General features: G+C 71.9%; 19 protein-coding genes. 7 read left to right on the top strand and 12 right to left on the bottom strand.

The window, feature by feature from the left end:
* Window positions 1-75 precede the first annotated feature (75 nt).
* From ACIO9J_RS32835 to ACIO9J_RS32825, 3 genes are all read right to left on the bottom strand, one after another.
* Complete coding sequence (locus ACIO9J_RS32835; RefSeq protein ID WP_402007589.1) at window positions 76-867, bottom strand: polyprenol monophosphomannose synthase; 792 nt, start codon at window positions 865-867, stop codon at window positions 76-78.
* A gap of 596 nt (window positions 868-1,463) precedes the next feature.
* Window positions 1,464-3,131 carry an amidohydrolase gene (locus ACIO9J_RS32830; protein WP_402007587.1) on the bottom strand — a complete coding sequence of 556 codons (1,668 nt, stop codon included), beginning with the start codon at window positions 3,129-3,131 and terminating at the stop codon, window positions 1,464-1,466.
* A gap of 94 nt (window positions 3,132-3,225) precedes the next feature.
* The gene (locus ACIO9J_RS32825) at window positions 3,226-3,666 is read right to left on the bottom strand and encodes an Lrp/AsnC family transcriptional regulator (RefSeq protein ID WP_030789227.1); all 441 of its coding nucleotides are present in this window, start codon (window positions 3,664-3,666) and stop codon (window positions 3,226-3,228) included.
* A gap of 233 nt (window positions 3,667-3,899) precedes the next feature.
* Here ACIO9J_RS32825 and ACIO9J_RS32820 point away from each other — a divergent pair, with 233 nt between their 5' ends.
* The gene (locus ACIO9J_RS32820) at window positions 3,900-4,331 is read left to right on the top strand and encodes a hypothetical protein (RefSeq protein WP_402007585.1); all 432 of its coding nucleotides are present in this window, start codon (window positions 3,900-3,902) and stop codon (window positions 4,329-4,331) included.
* 1 nt (window position 4,332) lies between these two features.
* Here ACIO9J_RS32820 and ACIO9J_RS32815 read toward each other — a convergent pair whose 3' ends face one another.
* From ACIO9J_RS32815 to ACIO9J_RS32805, 3 genes are all read right to left on the bottom strand, one after another.
* Window positions 4,333-5,424: a phosphotransferase family protein gene (locus ACIO9J_RS32815; RefSeq protein WP_402007583.1), complete on the bottom strand. Its 1,092-nt coding sequence runs from the start codon at window positions 5,422-5,424 to the stop codon at window positions 4,333-4,335.
* A gap of 22 nt (window positions 5,425-5,446) precedes the next feature.
* On the bottom strand, window positions 5,447-6,574 hold the full coding sequence (locus ACIO9J_RS32810) for a hypothetical protein (RefSeq protein ID WP_402007581.1): 1,128 nt from the start codon (window positions 6,572-6,574) through the stop codon (window positions 5,447-5,449).
* Between the two features lie 751 nt (window positions 6,575-7,325).
* The gene (locus tag ACIO9J_RS32805; protein ID WP_402007579.1) at window positions 7,326-8,492 is read right to left on the bottom strand and encodes an acyl-CoA dehydrogenase family protein; all 1,167 of its coding nucleotides are present in this window, start codon (window positions 8,490-8,492) and stop codon (window positions 7,326-7,328) included.
* A gap of 348 nt (window positions 8,493-8,840) precedes the next feature.
* Between ACIO9J_RS32805 and ACIO9J_RS32800 the strand changes: the two genes are divergently transcribed.
* A complete protein-coding gene (locus ACIO9J_RS32800; protein ID WP_402007577.1) occupies window positions 8,841-10,085 on the top strand; it encodes a glycoside hydrolase family 18 protein in 1,245 nt (414 codons plus the stop codon).
* 55 nt (window positions 10,086-10,140) lie between these two features.
* Here ACIO9J_RS32800 and ACIO9J_RS32795 read toward each other — a convergent pair whose 3' ends face one another.
* Complete coding sequence (locus ACIO9J_RS32795; protein WP_402007575.1) at window positions 10,141-10,764, bottom strand: TetR/AcrR family transcriptional regulator; 624 nt, start codon at window positions 10,762-10,764, stop codon at window positions 10,141-10,143.
* A 141-nt stretch (window positions 10,765-10,905) separates the two neighbouring features.
* On the opposite strand from ACIO9J_RS32795, the gene ACIO9J_RS32790 reads away from it, so the two are divergent.
* From ACIO9J_RS32790 to ACIO9J_RS32780, 3 genes are read left to right on the top strand one after another with little or no spacing between them, the layout of a single operon-like run.
* A complete protein-coding gene (locus ACIO9J_RS32790; RefSeq protein ID WP_402007573.1) occupies window positions 10,906-11,520 on the top strand; it encodes a DUF6230 family protein in 615 nt (204 codons plus the stop codon).
* Window positions 11,511-12,503: a DUF6114 domain-containing protein gene (locus ACIO9J_RS32785; protein ID WP_402007571.1), complete on the top strand. Its 993-nt coding sequence runs from the start codon at window positions 11,511-11,513 to the stop codon at window positions 12,501-12,503. The genes ACIO9J_RS32790 and ACIO9J_RS32785 overlap by 10 nt, the downstream gene beginning before the upstream one ends.
* A complete protein-coding gene (locus ACIO9J_RS32780) occupies window positions 12,500-13,408 on the top strand; it encodes a hypothetical protein (RefSeq protein ID WP_402007569.1) in 909 nt (302 codons plus the stop codon). Before ACIO9J_RS32785 ends, ACIO9J_RS32780 begins: the two co-directional genes overlap by 4 nt.
* Here the strand turns inward: ACIO9J_RS32780 and ACIO9J_RS32775 are convergent.
* Window positions 13,386-13,532, bottom strand: a complete 147-nt coding sequence (locus ACIO9J_RS32775) for an SCO1431 family membrane protein (RefSeq protein ID WP_402007567.1) — start codon at window positions 13,530-13,532, stop codon at window positions 13,386-13,388. The genes ACIO9J_RS32780 and ACIO9J_RS32775 overlap by 23 nt on opposite strands.
* 221 nt (window positions 13,533-13,753) lie before the next feature.
* Between ACIO9J_RS32775 and ACIO9J_RS32770 the strand changes: the two genes are divergently transcribed.
* Entirely contained in the window at window positions 13,754-15,250 is a 1,497-nt protein-coding gene (locus tag ACIO9J_RS32770) for a M1 family metallopeptidase (RefSeq protein WP_402007565.1), read from the top strand.
* 13 nt (window positions 15,251-15,263) lie between these two features.
* On the opposite strand, the gene ACIO9J_RS32765 is transcribed toward ACIO9J_RS32770, so the two are convergent.
* From ACIO9J_RS32765 to ACIO9J_RS32750, 4 genes are all read right to left on the bottom strand, one after another.
* Window positions 15,264-15,911, bottom strand: a complete 648-nt coding sequence (locus tag ACIO9J_RS32765; RefSeq protein ID WP_402007563.1) for a DUF6629 family protein — start codon at window positions 15,909-15,911, stop codon at window positions 15,264-15,266.
* A gap of 127 nt (window positions 15,912-16,038) precedes the next feature.
* Entirely contained in the window at window positions 16,039-17,403 is a 1,365-nt protein-coding gene (locus ACIO9J_RS32760) for a PQQ-binding-like beta-propeller repeat protein (RefSeq protein ID WP_402007561.1), read from the bottom strand.
* On the bottom strand, window positions 17,400-17,948 hold the full coding sequence (locus ACIO9J_RS32755; protein ID WP_402007559.1) for a SigE family RNA polymerase sigma factor: 549 nt from the start codon (window positions 17,946-17,948) through the stop codon (window positions 17,400-17,402). Before ACIO9J_RS32755 ends, ACIO9J_RS32760 begins: the two co-directional genes overlap by 4 nt.
* A gap of 170 nt (window positions 17,949-18,118) precedes the next feature.
* Complete coding sequence (locus ACIO9J_RS32750) at window positions 18,119-19,477, bottom strand: peptidase C39 family protein (RefSeq protein ID WP_402007557.1); 1,359 nt, start codon at window positions 19,475-19,477, stop codon at window positions 18,119-18,121.
* Between the two features lie 240 nt (window positions 19,478-19,717).
* Between ACIO9J_RS32750 and ACIO9J_RS32745 the strand changes: the two genes are divergently transcribed.
* Window positions 19,718-20,374, top strand: coding sequence for a uridine kinase (locus tag ACIO9J_RS32745; RefSeq protein WP_402007555.1), 657 nt, complete (start codon window positions 19,718-19,720; stop codon window positions 20,372-20,374).
* Window positions 20,375-20,641: the final 267 nt, after the last annotated feature.

Here is a 20,641-nt window from a genome sequence, read left to right as displayed (position 1 = left end):
CGGGATAAGGGGATGATCAAGAGACCGAAGGCCCGGAGCGACGGCGGGCCCGCACTCGGCCCACTCAGGGCCCCGTCAGGGCTGCTTGCGGCCGATGACCCGGCCGACCCGCTCCCCCACGCCCCAGGCGGTGACCCGCCACAGCGCCTCGACCACGATGTTCTGGCTCATCTTGCTGTCGCCGAGCTCGCGCTCCACGAACGTGATGGGCACCTCGACGACGTGATAGCCGGCCTTGACCGCCCTGCGGGCGAGGTCGACCTGGAAGCAGTAGCCCTGCGATTCGACCTCGGCGAGGCCTAGGCCCTCCAGGGTCTCGCGGCGGAAGGCGCGGTAGCCGCCCGTCACGTCGCGGATCGGCACGTCGAGCAGGAGCCGCGAGTAGGTGCTGCCGCCGCGGGAGATGAACTCCCGGTGCTTGGGCCAGTTGACGACCCGTCCGCCCGGCACCCAGCGCGAGCCGAGCACGAGGTCGGCGCCCTTCAGCGCGGTGAGCAGCCGGGGCAGCTCCTCCGGCTGGTGCGAGCCGTCGGCGTCCATCTCGACCAGGACGCCGTAGTCGTTGTCGAGCCCCCAGCGGAAGCCCGCCAGATAGGCGGCGCCGAGGCCCTCCTTGCCCTTGCGGTGCAGCACGTGGACGCTCTCGTCCTCGGCCGCGAGCTCGTCGGCGATCTTGCCGGTGCCGTCGGGGCTGTTGTCGTCGGCCACCAGGACGTGCGCGTCCGGCACGGAAGCCCGCACCCGGCCGACGATGGCCTGGATGTTCTCCGCCTCGTTGTAGGTCGGAATGATCACCAAGGCCGTGCCGAGCGGACCGAACTGTCTCCCCTGGTCCCCTGCTTCGGAGACCCGACCGCCGTCGTTCACTACTGCCCCTTCGTTCGTACGCAGAGGACCACCATAGTGGCCCCGGCCTGCGCCGCAGCGGCGGCACGGAGGTCGGGGCGGAAGTACCCGAGATGTACCCGCGCCGCGCCCGGGTCGCGGCCGGGATCACGGCCGGGATCACGGCCGGTACGCGCCCGGCGGCGGCAGGGGAAGACAGGGGGGAGGACGTACTGCGGATCGGGGCCCGGCGCCCTTCGGGCCGGCCCGGGACCCGCTGGCTGCGGATCGACCGAAAGCCGTTGTCTACTGAGCGTCCGGGCCCGACCCGGGTCACACCTGCCGATCCGGCTGATACGTTCCCTCGCCTCCGCGTCGCGGGCGCTGGACCTGGCTCCCAGTGGTGGTGCGCCGGTGCGGCACACCACCCATGACCCAGCGGCGTTCGACGACCACGTGGAGGTTCGCCGGTCGGACGTCCTGTGGTGGACCCGGCCGAACCTACCCGCCGACGGCGGCTCTCTGTCAATAGCCATGTGACCTGGGGCTATTGCGCTGACCACCAGGTCAGTGCCGAGGATTCCCAGGTCGTACGACGGACAGCAGGGCCCTGATCGGCGCCGCGCACCGCCGGGACATCACTCGTCCGGCCCCAAGAACACGGTCCTTCCGCCCACCACGGTGCGCAGGCAGCGGGGCAGTTCGGCGCCCGGTGACAGGTCGGGCAGTCCCGGTGTGCCGGAGCGCGGGTCGGTCGACCAGCGGGCCACCCGGTCGTCCGGGGCCTGCACCACCAGATCGGCGGTGCGCCACACGGCGTAGTCCGCGGGCGCGCCGGGCACCAGGACGCCCGCGTCGTCACGGCCGACGGCCCGCCAGCCGCCGCGCGTGTGGGCGGTGAACGCGGCGCGCGCCGAGACGCGGTGCTCGGGCGTGCGGTGGAAGGCGGCGGCGCGGACGGTGCCCCACGGGTCGAGCGGGGTGACCGGGCTGTCCGACCCGAACGCCAGCGGGACGCCGGAGCGCAGGAGCGCGGCGAACGGATTGAGGGTGCGGGCCCGTTCGGCGCCCAGGCGCTGGACGTACATGCCGTCCTCGCCGCCCCAGAGCGCGTCGAAGGCCGGCTGCACGGAGGCGGTGAGGCCGAACTCGGCGAACGCGGCGATCGTGTCGGAGGTCAGCATCTCGGCGTGCTCCACGCGGTGCCTGGCGGCGCGGACGCGGGCCGGGCCGACCTTCTCCGCGGCCGCGCGCATCCCGTCGGCGACGGCGGCCACCGCGGCGTCCCCGATGGCGTGGAAGCCCGCCTGGAGGCCCGCCTCGGTGCACGCCACGACGTGCGCGGCGACGTCGGCGGCGTCGAGGTGGGCGGTGCCGGTGTGCGCGGCGGCGACGTCGACGTATGGCTCGTGCAGGCAGGCCGTGTGCGAGCCGAGGGCGCCGTCCACGAAGAGGTCGCCCGCGGCGCCGAGGGCGCCCAACTCGCGGGCGCGCGCCACGCCTTCCGCGCCGTGCTCGGCCCAGTAGCCGACCACGCGCGGGCCCGCCTCTTCGGCGGCGAGCCGCAGCAGTCCGGTGAAGTCGTCCTCGTCGGAGATCTCCGGGCCCGCGCACTCGTGCACCGAGCCGATGCCGAGCGAGGCGGCGTGGAGCAGGGCGGCGCGCTGGGCCTCGGTGCGCTGGCGCGGCGTGATCGCGCCGAGGGCGGCGGCGCGCACGCCGTGGTGGGCGTCGCCGGTCAGCGGGGCGTCGGGGTGGAAGCCGGTGCGTCCGGTGACGCCGGGGACCAGGTCGAGCAGGGCCGTGGTGGCGACCGCCGAGTGGACGTCGATGCGGGAGAGGTAGAGCGGCCTGCCGCCGACCGCCTCGTCGAGCTCCGTGCGCGTGGGCGGGCGCCCGCCGGGCCAGCGGGCCGCGTCCCAGCCGTGCCCGAGCAGCACGGTGTCGTCCGGCCGCGCCGCGGCGTGTTCGCGGACGAGAACGAGTGCCTCGTCGAGCGAACGGGCACGGGTCAGATCGAGTCCCATCAGCGCGAGGCCGGTGGCAGTGGTGTGCACATGGGCGTCGGTGAACGCCGGGGTGACCAGGCAGCCTTCGAGGTCGACCACGTCGTCGACACCGTCGGCGAAGGCGTAGGCCGCCCCTTCGGAGCCGACCCAGGCGACATGTCCGCGCTCGACGACCATCGCGGTCGCGAACGGGTCGGCGGGGCTGTGGACCTCTCCGCCGCGCAGCAGCACGGTGCGGTGGTCCTGGGTGGCCTGCGGGTCCCGGGAGTCAGTCCCGGGGGCGGTGCTCTCGCTCATGGGACCAGTCTCGCCCCTCGGCGCGGCAGGCCGACGCGGGGGTCACGGTCCCGCGCGGGCCCGCGTCGCAGGAAGTCGTAGAAAGCGCGTGCGCTCAGACCTGCGGGGGCCGCGCCTCGTACGGGGTGGAGAGGACCACCGTCGTCCGGGTGGAGACGCCCGCGAGGGCGCGCAGCCGGCTCAGCAGGTGCTCCAGTTCGAGCGGGGTGGCGACGCGCACCTTGAGGATGTAGTTCTCGTCGCCCGCGACGCTGTGGCACGCCTCGATCTCCGGGACGCCCGCGAGGCGTTCGGCGATGTCGTCGGGGGCGCTGGGGTCGAACGGCTTCACCGAGATGAACGCCGTGAGCGGCAGCCCGACGGCCTCGGGGTCGACGACCGCGGCATAGCCGCGGATGACGCCGCGCTGCTCAAGGCGTCGCACCCGCTGGTGCACTGCCGATGTGGACAGGCCCGTGGCCTTGCCCAGGTCGGTGTAGCTCATCCGCCCGTCCTTGACGAGCAGCTGCACGATCTGTCGGTCCAGCTCCTCCATGCGCCGAACCTACAGGGCTCTTGATCCCTCCGGATACCTGAGTGACCGAAGGGGGTGTTTGGACGACCCGTCCGCGGGCAGGCGACCGGCACGTCCTCACGGCATGTGACGAACGACACATCTCTGTGACCGTGTCCTTCGGGATGCCACGATTACCCCCACGACGGGACGGGAAGTGCTTGCTGTGGTCGAGGCCGCAGCGCCTTCTCGGCCCACCCAAGGGGGAGAGTCCCATGCAGAATCTGAAGCGCCCCGGTCGGTCTGCCCGCAGCAAGCAGCAGCCTGTCGCCGAACCCGAGCCGGAGGGTGTCGAACCGGCTGACGACGGTCTCGACGCGTACGACACCTTTGAGATGTACCGGGTCAACTGCCCCGACTGCGGGCAGCCGATCGCACTCCTGGCCGACGAGGACGTGCTGCCGGAGCACGCCCTGTGCCCCACTCCGTGGAACCCGTTCGGGCTCACGGTCTGTGCCGGTACGGGCCGCCCGGCCGCCGACGCCACGCCCGCCGACGAGTCGATGAAGGCTCAGGAGCAGGACACCGCCCTGCTACTGACGCTCCCTCAGGGACTCGACTGGCGGACGCAGCCGTTCTCGCACGTGGGCGGCCCCGGCTCGCGCCCCGTCATCCGCGTGCCGCAACAGCACCGGCCCGCCGCCTGAGTCACCAGTAGCTGCCCTGCACCATGGCCGCCAGGCTGGCGTGGTGCAGGATCAGCAGGTCCGGATCGTCCGGCACCCCGGCCTCGCCGAAGTGCACCTGGCGATAGGCGACGCGCAGCATCACGACGGCGTGCCGCAGTGCCGCGTACAGCGTGTAGAAGTCCATCGCGCGCGGGGTGTGCCCGGTCAGCCGCGCGTACGTCTCCTCGATGCGGTCGCGGCGCAGGAAGTCCGGCAGGCCCGGCTGGCCGAAGCTCACCGTCAGGTCCTGGAAGAAGCGGTGCAGATAGACGGTCCAGCCGATGTCGACCTCGCGCGGGGCCAGGGCGGCCATCTCCCAGTCGATGACGGCAGCGGGGTCGAACCCGGCGTAGATGATGTTCCCGATGCGGGCGTCGCCCCAGTTCAGCACGGGGTCGCCCTCGTCCCGCGGCCACATCGCCTCCAGCCGGTCGAAGGCGCTCTCGATGAGCGGTGAGCGGGGCAGTCCGCCCACCACCCATTCGTAGTAGGCGCGTTGGGCCTCGACGTGGCGGCGCAGCGGGCTGCCCGCGCCGGGCAGCGCGAGGAACTCCGCCTCGGCGGCGGGGACTTGGTCGTGCAGGCGCGCGACGATCCCGACCGACGCCTCCTCCAGGTGGGCGCGCTCGGCGTCGGTCGCGGAGTGCAGCCAATTCCCCTCGTACGTATAGGGCATGACGTCCGGCGGGACGCGGCCCTCGACGCGCTCCATGACGAAGAACGGCGCGCCGAGCGGTCCCGGGTCCTCCTCCAGCCACAGCACGCGCGGCACCGGCACGTCGCTGTGCTCGGCGACGAGCCGCATCGTGCGGTACTGGCGCGGCATGTCGTAGACGGGGAAGATCGTGTACGCCGCCGGGTCGGCCGCCACGCGCAACGCGCAGGAGGAGAAGGGCGGTTCGGGGTGTTCGACGGTGAAGAGCAGGGTCTCGCTGGACATGCCGTTGGACTCGGGGACGGTCACGTCGACCGCCTTGGCGCCGGGCAGCCGGTGACCGAGCCAGGCGGTCAGCCGACGGGCGAGTTCTTCCGGTTCGCGGGTGGTGGTGCGGGGTCGGGGTGCCGTGGCCATGCCCGTGCTCCTCTCTCGGCCCTCAGGGCGCGACCGAGTCGAATCCGGTGAATCCGCTGGGGTCGTGGCGGCCGAAGCTGCCGTGCTCGAAGATCCCGTAACCCGTCTGCCCGTCGAGGGTGAAGCGGGCCGCGTGGTCGATGACGCCGTAGGCGGCGAGCGGATGGGCCGCGGGGTCCGAAAGGTCGTACGTGCGGCGGTCGGTCCAGTCGCGGCCGCGCCAGGTGCCGTGCTGCCAGTCGTCGGCCGGCGGGTATCCGGCGCCGACGGCCAGCGGCAGCGAGGCGAGGACCTCGACGCCGAGTTCGAGGGGCTTGCGGTCGTCGGGGCCGGTGAGGTGGATGACGGCGCCGCGCGGGTGGCGGGTGCCGGGGCGGTAGGCGATGTCGGCCTGGGGCCAGCCGAGTTGGCGGTCGGGCAGGCCGGGGCGGACGAGGGTGGCGTCGTTCAGGGTGCGGTAGCCGTCCGCGTCCTCCTGGGCGATGACCATCAGGAAGCGGTCGTCGAAGCGGACCGGGCTCCAGATCCAGTGGAAGCCCTCGGTGGCGAACTCCTCCTCCAGGCGCCCGCGCTCCTCGCCGGGAATGGGCCGCACGCCCCAACTGCGGTCACGGGTGGCGGTCCACTCCCCCGCGCTCACGCGGATCTCCTCGGATCCGGCGCGGATCACCCCGCTGGGCCGGCCCGCCTGGACGAAGCGGCGCCCTTCGAGGCTCAGCCGGTCCCCGCGGCGCTGGATGTGGTGCGGCTCCCACAGGGCGGGGAAGTCGGCGGTCCACATGAGGTCGTACGAGAGGGAGTCGGGGTCGTCCGGATCGGCGGCGCACCGCAGGCGCAGGCGGTTCAGCGGCTCCTCGACGGTGATGCTCAGGGGCCCGACGGAGAGGTTCATCCGGTCGTCGCCCAGGGCGTCACTGGCGCGTACGGCGTGCAGCGTATCCCCGATGCGCAGGGTGGCGTAGGCGTCGATCACACCGGTGTTCGGGTAGACGCCGAGCCCGAGGATGAGCAGGGCGCGGCCCTCGTGGTCGAAGAGGTGGAAGATGCACCGGTCGTACGCGTTGCGGTCGCCCGTCGCGACATGCTTCATGGAGAGCGGGACCTGGTGCACGGGGTACTCGTCGAGCGGGACCGGACGGTCTTCTGCCACGGCAAACCTCCCTGGAAGCACGGCAGTTCAGGGTGGCGGGAGGCAGTGGGGCCCTCCGGCGCGGAGATGACGGTACGTCAGATTTGGGGACGGAGCCAGACACGGACCGGGCCGCTTTCCCGGCCGGTGCGACGGTGGCGGCCACCGTGTGCCGCCGTGGGACCCGGGCGGTCACGGGCCGCGCGAGAGGGACATCGCCCGGCGCGTCCACGGTGTCGTACGGCCGTGGCCGCGCACGCCCGCACCGCCACACAGGCCTGCCGTGAACTGACGGTCGAATCCACCGGGCGGTGACCTCGACAGGGTGACAGGCGTTGGCCTTGCATGACCCCCACGGACATGGGCCCGGCGCATATCCCCACCGGCCGCCGACGGCGCGCCCTGGTGACGGTGCCCGCCTCTGCAGAATCGGTTCCCCAGCGGCCCCAGCAGGCACCACAGCACCAGCAGCCCCATCAGCCCCCGACCCCGCCCCACCTGCAAGGGCTGCAAGGGCAGCCGGTGCATCCGCAAGGGCATCTGCAAGCACATCCGCAGGGCCACCAGCAGCCGCAGCACCAGGCTCATCACCAGGCACCCCCGCAGGGACTACAGCCCCACGCGCACCAGCAGCCGCAGCCGCATCTGATGCCGGATCCGCCGATCTACCGTGCCCTGATCCGCCACTGGTCCGACCGCGGCCGGACCCTGCCGGGGCGCCCCGACCCGGAGTGGGTGATGCTCGCGGCGCCGCCGGTGCGCCGCGGCCAGTTCAGCGCGAGTCGGGACCCGCGAGGTGACGGGCGATGACCATGCGCTGGATCTGATTGGTGCCTTCGACGATCTGCAGCACCTTGGCCTCGCGCATGAAGCGCTCCACGGGGAAGTCCGCGGTGTAGCCGTACCCCCCGAGCACCTGCACGGCGTCCGTGGTCACCTTCATCGCGGCATCCGTGCACAGCAGCTTCGCCATGGCCGCCTGCTTGGAGAACGGCCTGCCCGCGTCGCGCAGCCTGGCCGCCGCGAGATACAGCGCCCGGCCCGCCTCGATCTGCGTCGCCATGTCCGCGAGCATGAAGCGAAGGCCCTGGAAATCCGCGATCGGCCGGCCGAACTGCCGGCGCTCCGTGGCGTACGACACCGCCTCGTCGAGCGCAGCCTGGGCCACCCCGATCGCACAGGCCGCGATGCCGAGCCGCCCCGAGTCGAGCGCGGAGAGCGCGATGGCGAAGCCCTGTCCCTCGTCGCCGATGCGGCGGACGTCGGGGACGCGCACGCCGTCGAAGTTGATCTGGGCGGTGGGCGAGCCCTTCATGCCCATCTTCTTCTCGGGGACCGCCGCGTTCAGACCGGCCGCGTCGCCCGGCACCAGGAAGGCCGTGACGCCCTTGGCGCCCTCGCCGCCGGTGCGGGCGAGGACGGTGTAGAAATCGGCCACGCCGCCGTGCGTGATCCAGGCCTTGGTGCCGGTGATGACCCAGTCGTCGCCCTCGCGGACGGCCTTGGTGCGCAGGGAAGCGGCGTCGGAGCCCGACGCGGGCTCGGAGAGGCAGTACGCGCCGAGGAGGCCGCCGCCGAGCATGTCGGGCAGGTGCTCGGCCTGCTGCTCCTTGGTGCCGTATCCGGCGAGCGCGTGGCAGGACAGGGAGTGGACGCTGACGCCGAGGCCGACGGTCAGGCGCGCGGCCGCGAGCTCTTCGAGGACCTGGAGGTAGACCTCGTACGGCTGGTCGCCGCCGCCGAACTCCGAGGCGTAGGGCAGTCCGAGCAGACCCGATTCGGACAGCAGGGTGAAGACCTCGCGCGGGAAGTGCCCGGCGTCCTCCTCCTCGGCGGCCCGCGGAACGATCTCTCGCTGGACGATGTCCCGGACGAGCGAGAGCAGATCCCTGGCCTCATCCGTGGGCAGCTGGCGGTCCACCGGGGTGTGGTCGGGCATGACGCTCTCCTCCCTGTCGAGCTGCGGTGGAGTCCGGCCTGGTGAGGCGGCACCACCGGGAAACGATGCCTGCGCCGAGGCCTCCTTCCGGGTCTCGGAAGCGGCTGACCAGCGGCTCTGGCGCGTTGAGTATGCCCGATCGAGGGGGCCTCGTCACTAGTTAACGACCGCTTACTCGAAAGATAGCCGAAGATCGACGGTGGCCGCGGGATTGGTACGAACCATTGACGCACTGGTCTAGTCCTCCTACTGTTCCCACGAACGTCTTACCGCGTTCATGCCAAGACGCAATTCGCAGGTCCACAGCACCACTTCCCCCCTCCCTGTTTCCCCCCACAAGGAGACACGATGCTCAGACCGCACACCTCCCGCGCCTCCTTCCGGGCGCTCGTCGCCACCGCCTGTTGCGCCGTGCTCGGCGCGGGCCTGCTGGCCGGGGCGGGTACCGCCGCCGCCGGGCAGGACAAGGGCACCACGACGAAGGCGGCCGCCGGTTCCAAGGTCGTCGGCTACTTCACCGAATGGGGTGTCTACGACCGGAACTACCACGTCAAGAACGTGGACACGTCCGGCTCCGCCGACAAGCTCACGCACATCAACTACGCCTTCGGCAACGTCCAGGGTGGCAAGTGCACGATGGGCGACGCCTACGCGGCCACCGACAAGGCCTACACCGCCGACCAGTCCGTGGACGGCGTGGCCGACACCTGGGACCAGGAGCTGCGCGGCAACTTCAACCAGCTGCGCAAGCTGAAGAAGAAGCACCCCGATCTGAAGGTGCTGTGGTCCTTCGGCGGCTGGACCTGGTCGGGCGGCTTCACCGAGGCCGCGAAGAACCCCGCGGCGTTCGCCCAGTCCTGCTACGACCTGGTCGAGAACTCCAAGTGGGCCGACGTCTTCGACGGCATCGACATCGACTGGGAGTACCCCAACGCCTGCGGTCTGACCTGTGACACCAGCGGCCGCGAGGCGTACAAGGGCCTGATGTCAGCGGTCCGTTCGAAGTTCGGCGCCAACAACCTGGTGACCGCGGCGATCCCGGCGGACGCCTCGGACGGCGGCAAGATCGACGCCGCCGACTACGCGGGCGCCGCCCAGTACGTCGACTGGTACAACCCCATGACGTACGACTACTTCGGCGCCTGGGACGCGAAGGGCCCGACCGCGCCGCACTCGCCGCTCAGCTCCTACAGCGGCATCCCCAAGGAGTCCTGGAACTCCGACTCCACCATCAAGAAGCTGAAGGGCCTCGGCGTTCCCGCCGACAAGCTGCTGCTCGGCATCGGCTTCTACGGCCGCGGCTGGACGGGCGTCACGCAGAAGGAGCCCGGCGGCACGGCGACGGGTCCGGCGGCCGGCAAGTACGAGCAGGGCATCGACGACTACAAGGAACTGAAGACCAAGTGCCCGGCCAACGGCACGGTCGGCGGGACCGCGTACGCGCACTGCGGGAACAATTGGTGGAGCTACGACACCCCGGCGACCATCGCGGGGAAGATGGACTACAAGAACCAGCAGGGCCTCGGCGGCACGTTCTTCTGGGAGCTCAGCGGCGACACGTCCAACGGTGAGCTGATCAAGGCCATCAACTGACCCGTCGCTGACGGGAAGCGGGGCGGGAGCCGGTCGGCGGCTCCCGCCCCTTTTCTCATGGCCGGGCCGGCGCCGGGTACGAGGGCTCGAACTCCTCGATCACGCGCAGGGTGTCGCCGAGGGTCCGCACGAGCAGGTCGCAGACCGTCTCGCGGGCCAGGCCCTGATGGCCGATCCAGTCGAGCGCGATGCCCTCGACGCTGCACAGCCAGCCGAGCAGCGCGGTGCGCGCCAGTTGCGGTATGTCCTTGCGTCCGTACGCCCCTTCGGCGATCGCGCCGATCATCGCCTCGCGCACCCCGTCCCGTATGGCGTGCACCTCGGCGTCGAAGCCGACGCCGCCGCTGATGATCGTGCGGTACGCGGCCTGGTGGTGCTCGGCGTAGCGCAGATAGCCGTCGATGGTGCGGTGCACGCGGTCCACCGGCGGCAGGTCGTCGTGGCGTCCGGCGCGCGCGACGAGGTCGGCGACGGAGTCCTCGATGATCGCGAGGTAATAGCCGCGCTTGGACTTGAAGTAGTAGTAGATCAGCCCTTTGGCGACGCCCGCCTGCTTCGCGATGTCGTCCATCGACAGGGCGTCGTAGGACGTGTCGGCGAACAACTTCCGGCCGATGGCGATGAGTTCGGCGCGGCGCGCCGCGGAGCGGTCGGTGCCGCGCTGTTGACTATTATTCAATTTCGGCCCTAGTCTCCAACTGCCTCGGGATGTCCGCAGTATGGCAGAACCGTGCCACCTGCCGGTTCGGCTTCCGACGGCGCTTCACGCACTCCCCTTACGCACGCTTACGCACCCAGCACGACGTACGGGAGGAAGACAGTGGGCGCAGCACGCAGCGCGTTACGCGAGGGCAGAACCAACTGGAAGAAGACGGCCGTGGTGGCCCTGCCGGCCGTGCTGGCCGTCGGGGTGATGGCCAATGTGATGGCCGAGGGCGCGCTCGCCGCGTCCTTCGCCGTCTCCGGGACCAGTTTCCAGGTGTCGTCGGGCAAGCTGACGAGCCAGGGCCTGTCCTCCTACGTACAGACCGACCGGGACGTCGACGGCAAGGGGCACCCGGTGGCGCTCCTCGGGATCGGCGATGCCACCCTCTCCGACATCTGCCAGGCCGCCGAGGTCAAGACGCCCGTCGGCACCGTGGTGTTCAAGCTGACCGCGGGCGGCGACGCCGGCAAGGTCACCGCGAGCAATCTCGTCATCGACGGCGAGGACCTGGTGGGCGACGCCCGCTTCGGCACCGCGGAGATCGGCAGGGACGCCTCCACGCTCGACGAGGTGCCCGGAATCAAGGGCGAGCGCGGCAAGTTCGGGCTCCAGGCCGGGGACATCGAGGTCGCCGGGGTGAAGTCGCACGCCTGGTCCGCCACCGGCGGGAACTTCCGGCTCAAGGGCATGAGGGTCGATGTCAGCATCGGCGGCAAGAAGTGCTTCTGACCGGTGGCGGCAGAACCGGGGTCAGGCCGTTCCGCAGGGACGGCGGCGGCTGGCTCGACCGGCGCCTGCCCTGGCCCGATCAGCGCCGGGTGCTGCGCAGATGGCGCCGCACCCGGCCGTTCTGGGGCGGCCTGCTGCTGATCCTGGGCGGCGCCGAACTGCTGCTCGTGCCGCTGTCGCCGCTGACCGTCCTGGTCAGTCTGGGACTCGGCGGGATCGCGGCGCTCGGCATCGGCATCGCGCTGGTCGTGGCGGGGCTCTTCCTGTGGCTGCTGCCGCACACCCACCACTATGTGAGCGTCAACGCACTGATCCTTTCGGTGCTCTCGTTCGCGGCCACCAACCTCGGCGGCTTCCTGGTCGGCATGCTCCTCGGCATCGCGGGCAGCGCCATGGGATTCGGCTGGAGCCCGGTGCCCGAGGGCGCCGAGGAGGACCCGGACCGGCCGAAAGTGCGGGACGGACAGGGCACGCGGACGCTCGCCGTGCTCCTTCCCGTACTGATCGTCGCCGGGATCATGAACGGCAACCCTGCGAAGGCCGCGCCGCCCTCCGCCCCTTCCGGTGCGGCGATCGTGGCGCCGCGGGTGCCGCCGACGGTGACCACGACGCTCTTCGCTCCGCAGGGCTTCCTACTGGCGGGCGTGCGTGACATCCCCACGGCGGACGGCCCGTTGAAGGTCATGGTGCTGCGGATGAAGGCGGCGTCGCTCACCGACTACCGGCTCACCACGCGCGACGGCAGGGACGAACTCTCCCTGGGCGCCGACACCTTGGACCTGAGCGGCGAGGTCACGCTCTATCTGACCAAGTTCAAGGGGTGCCTCGAAGGCATCCTCTGTCTGACCTTCACGCCCGACAAGCTGCCGGTGCCGCCCGTCGTGCCGCCGTTCGTCTTCATGACGGACGTCAGTGCCGAACAGGCCCTGGTGACATCGGACTTAATCGTGGCGGGTGGTCTCACCCTCGGGGCCTCGAAATGATCCAGATCCAGGCCGCGCTCTTCTGGGCGTACGCGATCGGCGCCACGTTCGCGCTCTCCGCGGGCCGGCAGCTACAGGTGTGGGAGCGGATCAACGCGGGCGAGGGGCCGCGCACGCGCAGCAGGGCCGCCAATCCCTATCTCGCGCTCACCGCGCTCTTCGCCGCCGTCCTGATGGTGCCGACCGGCCTCTTCCTGCTCTGGCAGAACCCCGCCTGGGCGACCATGCACGTCGCGAGCGGGCACGAGGGCGTGTGGGCGGGGTTCGTGCTGTTCTACGCGGGCGGCATCCCCGTCGCCGCGATCATCGGGTTCCTGGTGGCGCAGGCGCTGGTGCTCGTGGGGGCGGGGTACTGGGCGTACCTGCAGTGCGTGGGCGGGTACTTCCTGCTGTTCGGCACGCTGATCCACGGGTGGGACGGCAGCGGGTACGAGCGCTTCCTGTCCCCCGGCGCGAAGGACTTCGCCGAGTGGCCCAAGGACAGCGTCGTCAATCACGTGCTCGGCTTCCTGACGTCCGGCACGTTCCTCGCGCTGCTGCTCTTCGGCGCCGCCGTCATCGGCACGATGCTGATGACCGAGATCGGCTGGCTGATGGAGGGCTGGTCACTGCCCGGCGCCGACGAGGACCGCAAGGTGCCCAGGATCATCGGCATCGCCATCGCGGCGGCCGGGGTCTACGGGCTGCCGTTCGTCGGCGCGCTCCTGGCCAGCGGTCTCGTCCGCCTGCTCGGCGGCTGGCTCGGCCTGCCGCTCTTCGCGGTGGTGGCGGGCCTCACGCTGCTGCACCGGCGCTCGCCGGTGCGGTGGCTGTACGGCCTGGTGGGCGTCCCGGGACGGCACTGGCGGGCCGGTCCGGAGGACGGCGGCTACGACAGCGGGGTCACAGCAGACCGGTCTGCGTGACGAGCATCGCGAGGACGACGACGAGGGTCCAGCCCGCCAGGTGCTCCAGGAGGTTGTGCCCGTCTTCCCCGGGGCCGCCGGTGCGGGCCTTCGCTCGGACGGCGGTGGCAGAGGTCGCTGTCATGTCTACTCGCTGACGTTCGGCCGGCGGGGGTTCCTCGGCAGGAGCCCGCCGGCGGTTGCTTCCCCCCACAGGAACCCCTCCACCATGCCAGCAGGACGGCGGAATGCGGGAGAGACCTTGGTCACCCACAACTCGGACGGAAGGCCGTGCGTCTAAGACTGCGTCCCGGGCAACGGCCCGGTCGACGCACGTCCGCGCAGCATCCGACCGAAAGGTTTCCGATGAGCACGAACCGGACACCCCGCCGCAGAGCGCGGCTCGCCCTCGCGGCCGCGATCACCGTGACGGCCGCTCTCACCGGAACGGTCTCCCAGGCCGCACCGTCCGACGGCGCCTCGTCCCCCGCCGTGCAGAAGCCCTCGCCCGGTGCGCCGGGCCTCGGCGACCCGATGTTCCCGCTCGACGGGAACGGCGGCTACCGGGTCGACCGCTACTCCCTCGACTTCGACTGGCAGGCGCCGAAGACGCCCTTCGAGGCGACGACAACGATCAAGGCGCACGCCACCCAGGCGCTCTCCCGCTTCAACCTGGACTTCGGCGGCAACACCCTGCACTCGGTGACGGTGAACGGCGTGCCCGCCGGCACCTCGCGCTCCGGCGACGAGCTGACCGTCACCCCCGAGTCGCCGATATCCAAGGACAGTTCCTTCACCGTCAAGGTCGGCTACACCGCCGACCCGACCCAGACCCGGCACCGCGACGACGCGATCGAGGACTACGGCTGGATCCCCACGCCCGACGGCACCGTGGTCTATCCGCAGCCCAACGGCGCCCGGCTGATCTTCCCCGGCAACGACCACCCCAGCCAGCGCGCGCCGATCACCTTCCGGATCACCACCCCGGCCGACCGCACGGCCGTCGCCAACGGCAAGCTGGTCTCGCGGACCGAGCGCCCCGACGGCCGGATCCGCTGGACGTACGACTCCGAACAGCCGCTCTCCACCCAGCTGGTGCAGCTCGCCGTCGGCAAGTTCCAGCTGATCGACGGCAAGGGGCCCGGCGGCCTGCCGCTGCGCGACGTCGTCCCGGACGCGCTGGTCGAGCCGACGGCCGCGTACCGGGGGCTCACTCCCGACCATCTGAAGTGGCTGGAGGAGCGGCTCGGCCCCTACCCCTTCGACCGCTACGGGATCCTCGTCGGCGACACCGACCTCGGCGTCGCCCTGGAGACCCAGACGCTCTCCCTGGTGCCGAAGGCCGATCTGCTCGGCACCCAGGTCGACGCCGAGCGGAACATGGTGCACGAGCTGACCCACCAGTGGTTCGGCGACAGCGTGGCGCTCAAGAGCTGGTCCGACCTGTGGGTGAGCGAGGGGCACGCCCGCTTCTACGACCGGCTGTACTCCGAGCAGCACGGCGGCGAGAACTTCGAGGCCCTCATGAAGGTCGCCTACCAGGCCCACGACCAGTGGCGCCGCGACTACGGCGCACCCGCGGAGCCGACCGAGCCGAACCTCTTCAAGCGCATGCGGTACGACGGTTCCGCGCTGGTCCTGTACGCCCTGCGCGAGAAGGTCGGCGACGCCACGTTCCAGAAGATCGAACGCGCCTGGCTGACCCGGTTCAAGGGCCGCACGGCAGGCACCCAGGACTTCATCGACCTGGCGTCGAAGGTCGCGGGCCAGGACCTCGAAGGCTTCCTGCGGCCGTGGCTGTACGGCGCCAAGACGCCGCCGATGCCGGGGCACCCGGACTGGGTGGTGGATCCGGCCACGTGACGCGGGGGCGTCCTCACCGTCCCTGACGGTCGGCCCGCGGTGGGCCGGTCGGGCGTCGCCGTCCGACCCACCGCAGCAGGACCACCGAGCTCACCGCGGCGAAGGCGCACCACGTCGAGACGTACTCCGCCCGCCAGAGCGCGAAGGTCACCGCGGCTCCGACGGCGACCAGGACGCCGAACAGGACGAGGCCGCGGTCGCCGGACAGGAGCAGCGAGCCGATCGTCGCGAGGAGGTACCCCGCGACGACCGGCCCGGCGTACGGCAGCCCCAGCGAGTACCCGACGGTGTGGCCGCGGATCTCGGCGCTCACGGGGCGGGTCGCCAGGGCGTACGCGAGCGCCGCCGCCGTCAGCGTGCCCGCCGCGAGGGGGACGAGCAGTCGGCGGCGGGCGCTCGCGGGCGCGGCGCACAGCACCGCCGCCGGCACCCACAGCGCCAGGAGGGGCAGCGCGACGACGGCCCAGAGGACCGTGGCGGGCCCGGTGCCGCCGCCGTGGTGCCAGACGGCGGCCTCGATCATCTGGTGCGCCCCCAGGAGCAGGGGCAGCGCGGCCAGCGGCAGATCGCGGGGGCGGCGGGCCGCCAGGGTCACCGAGGCGACCCCCACCGCCGCGATGCCCGCGCCCGCGACGAGATCGGCCGTAGCGCTCCAGCACATGCGGCAACGCTAAGCCCGACCGCGGGCCGGAGCGCGTCGGATGCGCCGTCGGGCCCAGGAGCCCAGGCAGCGGCCGTGCGAGCTCCGGGTTCCCCCGCCGGAGTCCGCACGGCCCGCCCGCCGGCCGTCAGCCCTTGGGGGACGGCCGGGGCTCGATCCGGAACAGCTCGCCGCCGGTCTGGCCGACGAGGCTGCGTCCCTCGCGCATGAGCTCGGGCGCGACTCCGGCCTGCAAGGGGCTCTTGGGCTGCGGCACATCGCCGCGCCAGCGCACCTCGCCGCTGTCCAGGTCGAGCCCCACCAGATGGCCCGACGGGTCGAGGAAGTAGGCCACCCGGGCGCTGAGGTCCACCGCCGCGTCCGAGGGGATCTCGCGCATCGTCGGGTCGTGCGGCGCCTTGCGGAGCGTCAGCCCCAGGTCCCGCGTCCACAGCCGCCGGCCGTCGTCGGCGGAGTACGCGAAGGCCCTGCCGTCCCCGTCGGTGCCCAGGACGCGGCCGTCGGCGACCACACCGGACAGCGGCCGGTCGAGCTTGTGCCGCGTCACCGCTCCGGAGCCCGTGTCCACCCGGATCAGGAGGGCGGAGCCCGGCTTGTCGGAGAAGGCCTTTCCGTCGGCGGGAGCGATCAGCAGCACGGCGTCCCCGTCCGTGCCGATCTTCACGGTGAGCCCCTTCACGGTGGCCACCTCCGTCGGCCTGCCCGTCTTCGGGTCGAGGCGGACGACGGCGCTGCGCTGCGGTGCCTTGGCGCTGTCCGGGGAGCACGTCAGGTACGGGACGCCGCCGATCACGGCCCGCGCGCAGTCGGCCTGCGTCCGGTGGTACGTCCACAGCGTGCGGCCCGTCCTGCCGTCCAGCGCGGCCACGCGCTTGAAGGTGGGTGTGTTGGCGAGGACACCGCCGTCGAACAGGACGGCGGAGTCGGCGCCGCGGCTGTCGTCGGCCAGCTTGTGCCGCCACAGCACCTTGCGGGTGTCCGCGTCGAGGGCGACCAGGTCGGTGCCCGCGCTGGTCGCTCCCGGGTCGTGGTCGGCGTAGGTGTACACGATGCCGTCGCGGACACCGGGCATCGTCCCCGCAGGGGAGCTGCCGCTGTGCGGGTCCTTCGCCTCGCGCCGCCAGTCGATCCCGCCGGTGCGGCCGTCCACGCCGATGGCGTCGTACCCCACTCCCCGGCAGTACACGTCGCCGGCGCCGGTGGTGCAGGCGTCCCAGGACTTGCCGGGCAGCGTGGTCCGCCAGAGCAGCTTGCTCTCCTTGCTCACCCGGGTGGCGGGCCGCGCCCCGTCGTCGCCGGTCGCGCCGGTCACGAGGGCGGCGCCCAGGGTGACGCCGGCCAGGCCGAGTACGGCGCCCGTCGCACGGACGAGGTTGCGCCGCCGACGGCGGCGCACGATGCGGTCGGCGATCCCCGCCGGAGCTCCGGAGTCCTTCGGGGTCCAGGCGTTCAGGGTGTCCCTGATCGTGTCGTCCAGCTGGTCGGCGTTCATGTGCGGGCTCCCTTCAGGGACGTGCGGTGCGGGACGGTGGCGGCGTGCGCCGGGGAATCCAGCTCGGGCGCGAGTTCGCGCAGCCGGGCCAGCGACCGGTGGGTGGTGCTGCGTACGGTGCCCACCGAGCAGCCGAGCGCGGCGGCGACCTCCGTCTCGGAGAGGTCCTCGAAGTAGCGCAGCACCAGGACGGTGCGCTGACGCGGCGTCAGCCGGCCGAGTGCCCGGCCCACGGTGATCCGCAGATCGGCGGCGGACGTGCCGTCGGCGACACCGAGGCTCTCGGGCGGCGCGGCGAACGTGGGTTCCCGGTGCGGTCTGCGCAGCCGCCACCGGCTGATCTGGTGCCGGTACATCACCTTGCGCACATAGCTTTCCGGATCCTCGACGTGCCGCCAGCGGCTCAGCGCCTTCATCAGCGCGGTCTGCACGAGGTCTTCGGCCTCGTGCCGATCGCCGCCGGTGAGCAGATTGGCCAGGCGGAGCAGCGCGCTCCACCGGGCGTCGACGAACTCCCGGAATCTCTCGTGGTCCTGCGGGTTCATGGCCCCTCCCGTTTTCTGACGCCCCCAAGGACGCGGGGACCATGGGCGATCTATGTCTCCCTTCGCGATTTTCTTCCGGGGCGATCGCCGGGCGTGCGGCGGGCCCACAGAAGGGAAGCCCCTTCCCGCGCGGGGAAGGGGCTTCGGGCCGGGCCCGGTCGGTGGTCCCGTCAGCGGATGCCCACCGCGGCGAGCGCCTTGCGCTGCGCCGTGGAGAGTTTCGTCGGGAAGTACAGGTAGCAGACGCCCCCCGTGCCCGAGACGACCTTTCCCGAGGCGTTGTAGCGCTTGGTGCGGAGCCAGATGTTCTCCCACTCGCGCCTCTTGTAGACGCGGCGCACCGCCGCGTCGGACGGTGAGGCGGGGTCGTTGGCGATCACGTCGCCGGTCGAGGTGAAGCCGATGACCGTCATGAGGTGGCCCGCCGTGCCGTAGCCCGCGCCGGTCAGTTCCTCCTTGAGGAAGGACTGGGACGTTATGGCCGGGATGCCCGCGGCTACCAGGGACTCCAGCTCCGTGAGGGACGCCAGGCGGGTCACCACGCCCTGGAGGTCCCGGTAGGTCGCGGCGTACGCGGCGTTGAAGGGCCAGTTGCCGCAGCCGTTGTACTGGTAGTCGAAGGTGTAGCGGGCCGCGTGGCACACCTGCGGGTCGGCGTAGGTCGGGTCGACCCAGGCGAGGTCCTCGGGGGTGGGCTTGCGACCCCAGTACTCGATGATCATCTGCGAGGAGGTGGGGCTGCACCAGGCCTCGCCGCCGTTGTCGTACTCCGGGTACTGCCCGGCGTGGATCTCCTGCGAGTAGCGCGGGACCTTCAGTTCCTTGCCCTTGCCCGGCGTGGTCGCGGGGACCGTGAAGCGGTCGGGGACGGCGGACGCCATGGCGCCGAGCCGCCAGACCGTGGGCGTCTCGGTGGCGCCCGGCCGGCGGTAGAGGGTCAGGCGCAGCTGGTAGGAGGCGATCCGCAGGGGCGCCGTCGTGTCGTCCAGGGAGAGCGTGTCCGTCCAGACGGTGGACTTGCCGTCGGTCTGGTCGTCGACCGAGGTCCGCCTGATGTCGGTCGCCAGGTCGTCGCCCGCGGTCCAGCGCCCCATGACGTACCAAGGGGTCGTGGTCGTGTCGGAGTAGGTGCCGAGCAGCTCGACCTGGAGCCAGGTGCCCGCGGGGGTGTGCGCGTTCCAGGAGGCGATGGCCTCCGTCGCGGGCACGGTGGAGCGGTGGACGGGCGAGGTCCACCGGGCGTACTCCCAGGTGGCGGTCGTGCCGGTGTGCGGATCGGTGTAGTCGGTGCGGCCCACGGCAGCGGCGATGCGCAGGCCCGCGCGGCCGCTCTTGACGGCCTTGGTGCCCTCGGCGGTGCCGGTGCGCCAGTCCGCGTACGAGGTCCAGAAGTGGTTGTCCACGAGGCGGTCCGCGCGCGGCGGGCGGGCGGCCGCCCCCCGCGTGGATCCCGCGGCCAGGGCGGGGCCCGCGGTGGCCGCGACGGCGGCTACCGCGGCGGCCGTGGCCAGCACGGCTCTGCGGGACATGTCATCAGCTCGGTCAGCTCTGTCTGCTCGGTCCATGAGGGACCCCCAGTCGACGTGGTCTCCGGCGGGACGCCGGATGGTCGGGTCAGGTGCACGGAAGTGGGCCAACTATGGCCGGTCCCCGCCGACTTCTGCCAGCGCTTCGGGCACTGCCGCGCGCAACATTATTGGCCTCTACCAATGGCATGACCTGCGACGGCGCGCGGAACACATCCTTCCGCGGTCGTACGCTTGCCGGTGATGACCAGGCACTCGCACCCCCGCCCGCGGCAGGACCCCGGCCCGCGCTCCGCGCTCCCCCGCCTCGCCGGGGCCCTGCGGGCCCTCGCGCCCTCCTGCGGCCCCGTCAGGATCGTCGCCGTGGACGGCCACGCGGGCTCGGGGAAGTCGACGTTCGCGCGCCGGCTCGCCGACGCGCTCGGCGGTGCGCCTGTCCTGCGCCTCGACGACCTCGCGAGCCACGACGCGCTGTTCGACTGGACGGAGCGGCTGCGCCGCGACGTCATCGGGCCGCTCTCGCGCGGGGAGGCCGCGCGCTACGCGGTCTACGACTGGACCGGACGCCGCTTCGGCCCCGCCGACCAGGTGCTGCCGCCCGCGCCCGTGGTGCTCGTCGAGGGCGTCGGCGCGGGCCGCGCGGCACTGCGGCCCTTCCTCGCCCGGCTGTTGTGGATGGACGTGCCGCAGGAGGAGGCATGGGCGCGCGGACGCCACCGGGACGGCGCGGTCCAGAGTGATTTCTGGGACGGGTGGGAGCCCGCGGAACGCCAACACTTCGCCAAGGACCCTTCCCGGCCGTTCGCCGACCTTTTGGTACGACAGTGTCCGGAGGGATACGAGTTGCTCCAGGGCCCGGGTGGGACGCCAGTCGGGACCCAAGTCGTCACGGAGAGTTAGGAACCATCGGCGGTCCGCTGAACCTCCGGAAAAGCGCTTCCACTTGCTCCGGCGAGTTTCGGCGAGTGCCCCAACTCTGCTTGACCCAGGGGCCTTACAGGACTTACGTTCTGAATGTGCGGTCTTTCGGGGCCGCCCGCAGACGCGAAGCCCCCGGTTGTTCCCCCGTGATCGGGGGCTTCGTTCTGCCTTTCGGGCCCGATTTCCGGACGCTGCGAGCGGCCATTCGCTCACCCTCGGTCACCATCGGCCCCGCTCCCCGGCGGT

Source organism: Streptomyces sp. NPDC087300, assembly GCF_044744425.1.
Classification (GTDB): Bacteria; Actinomycetota; Actinomycetes; order Streptomycetales; family Streptomycetaceae; genus Streptomyces.
This window is presented reverse-complemented; position numbering and strand designations above follow the sequence as displayed.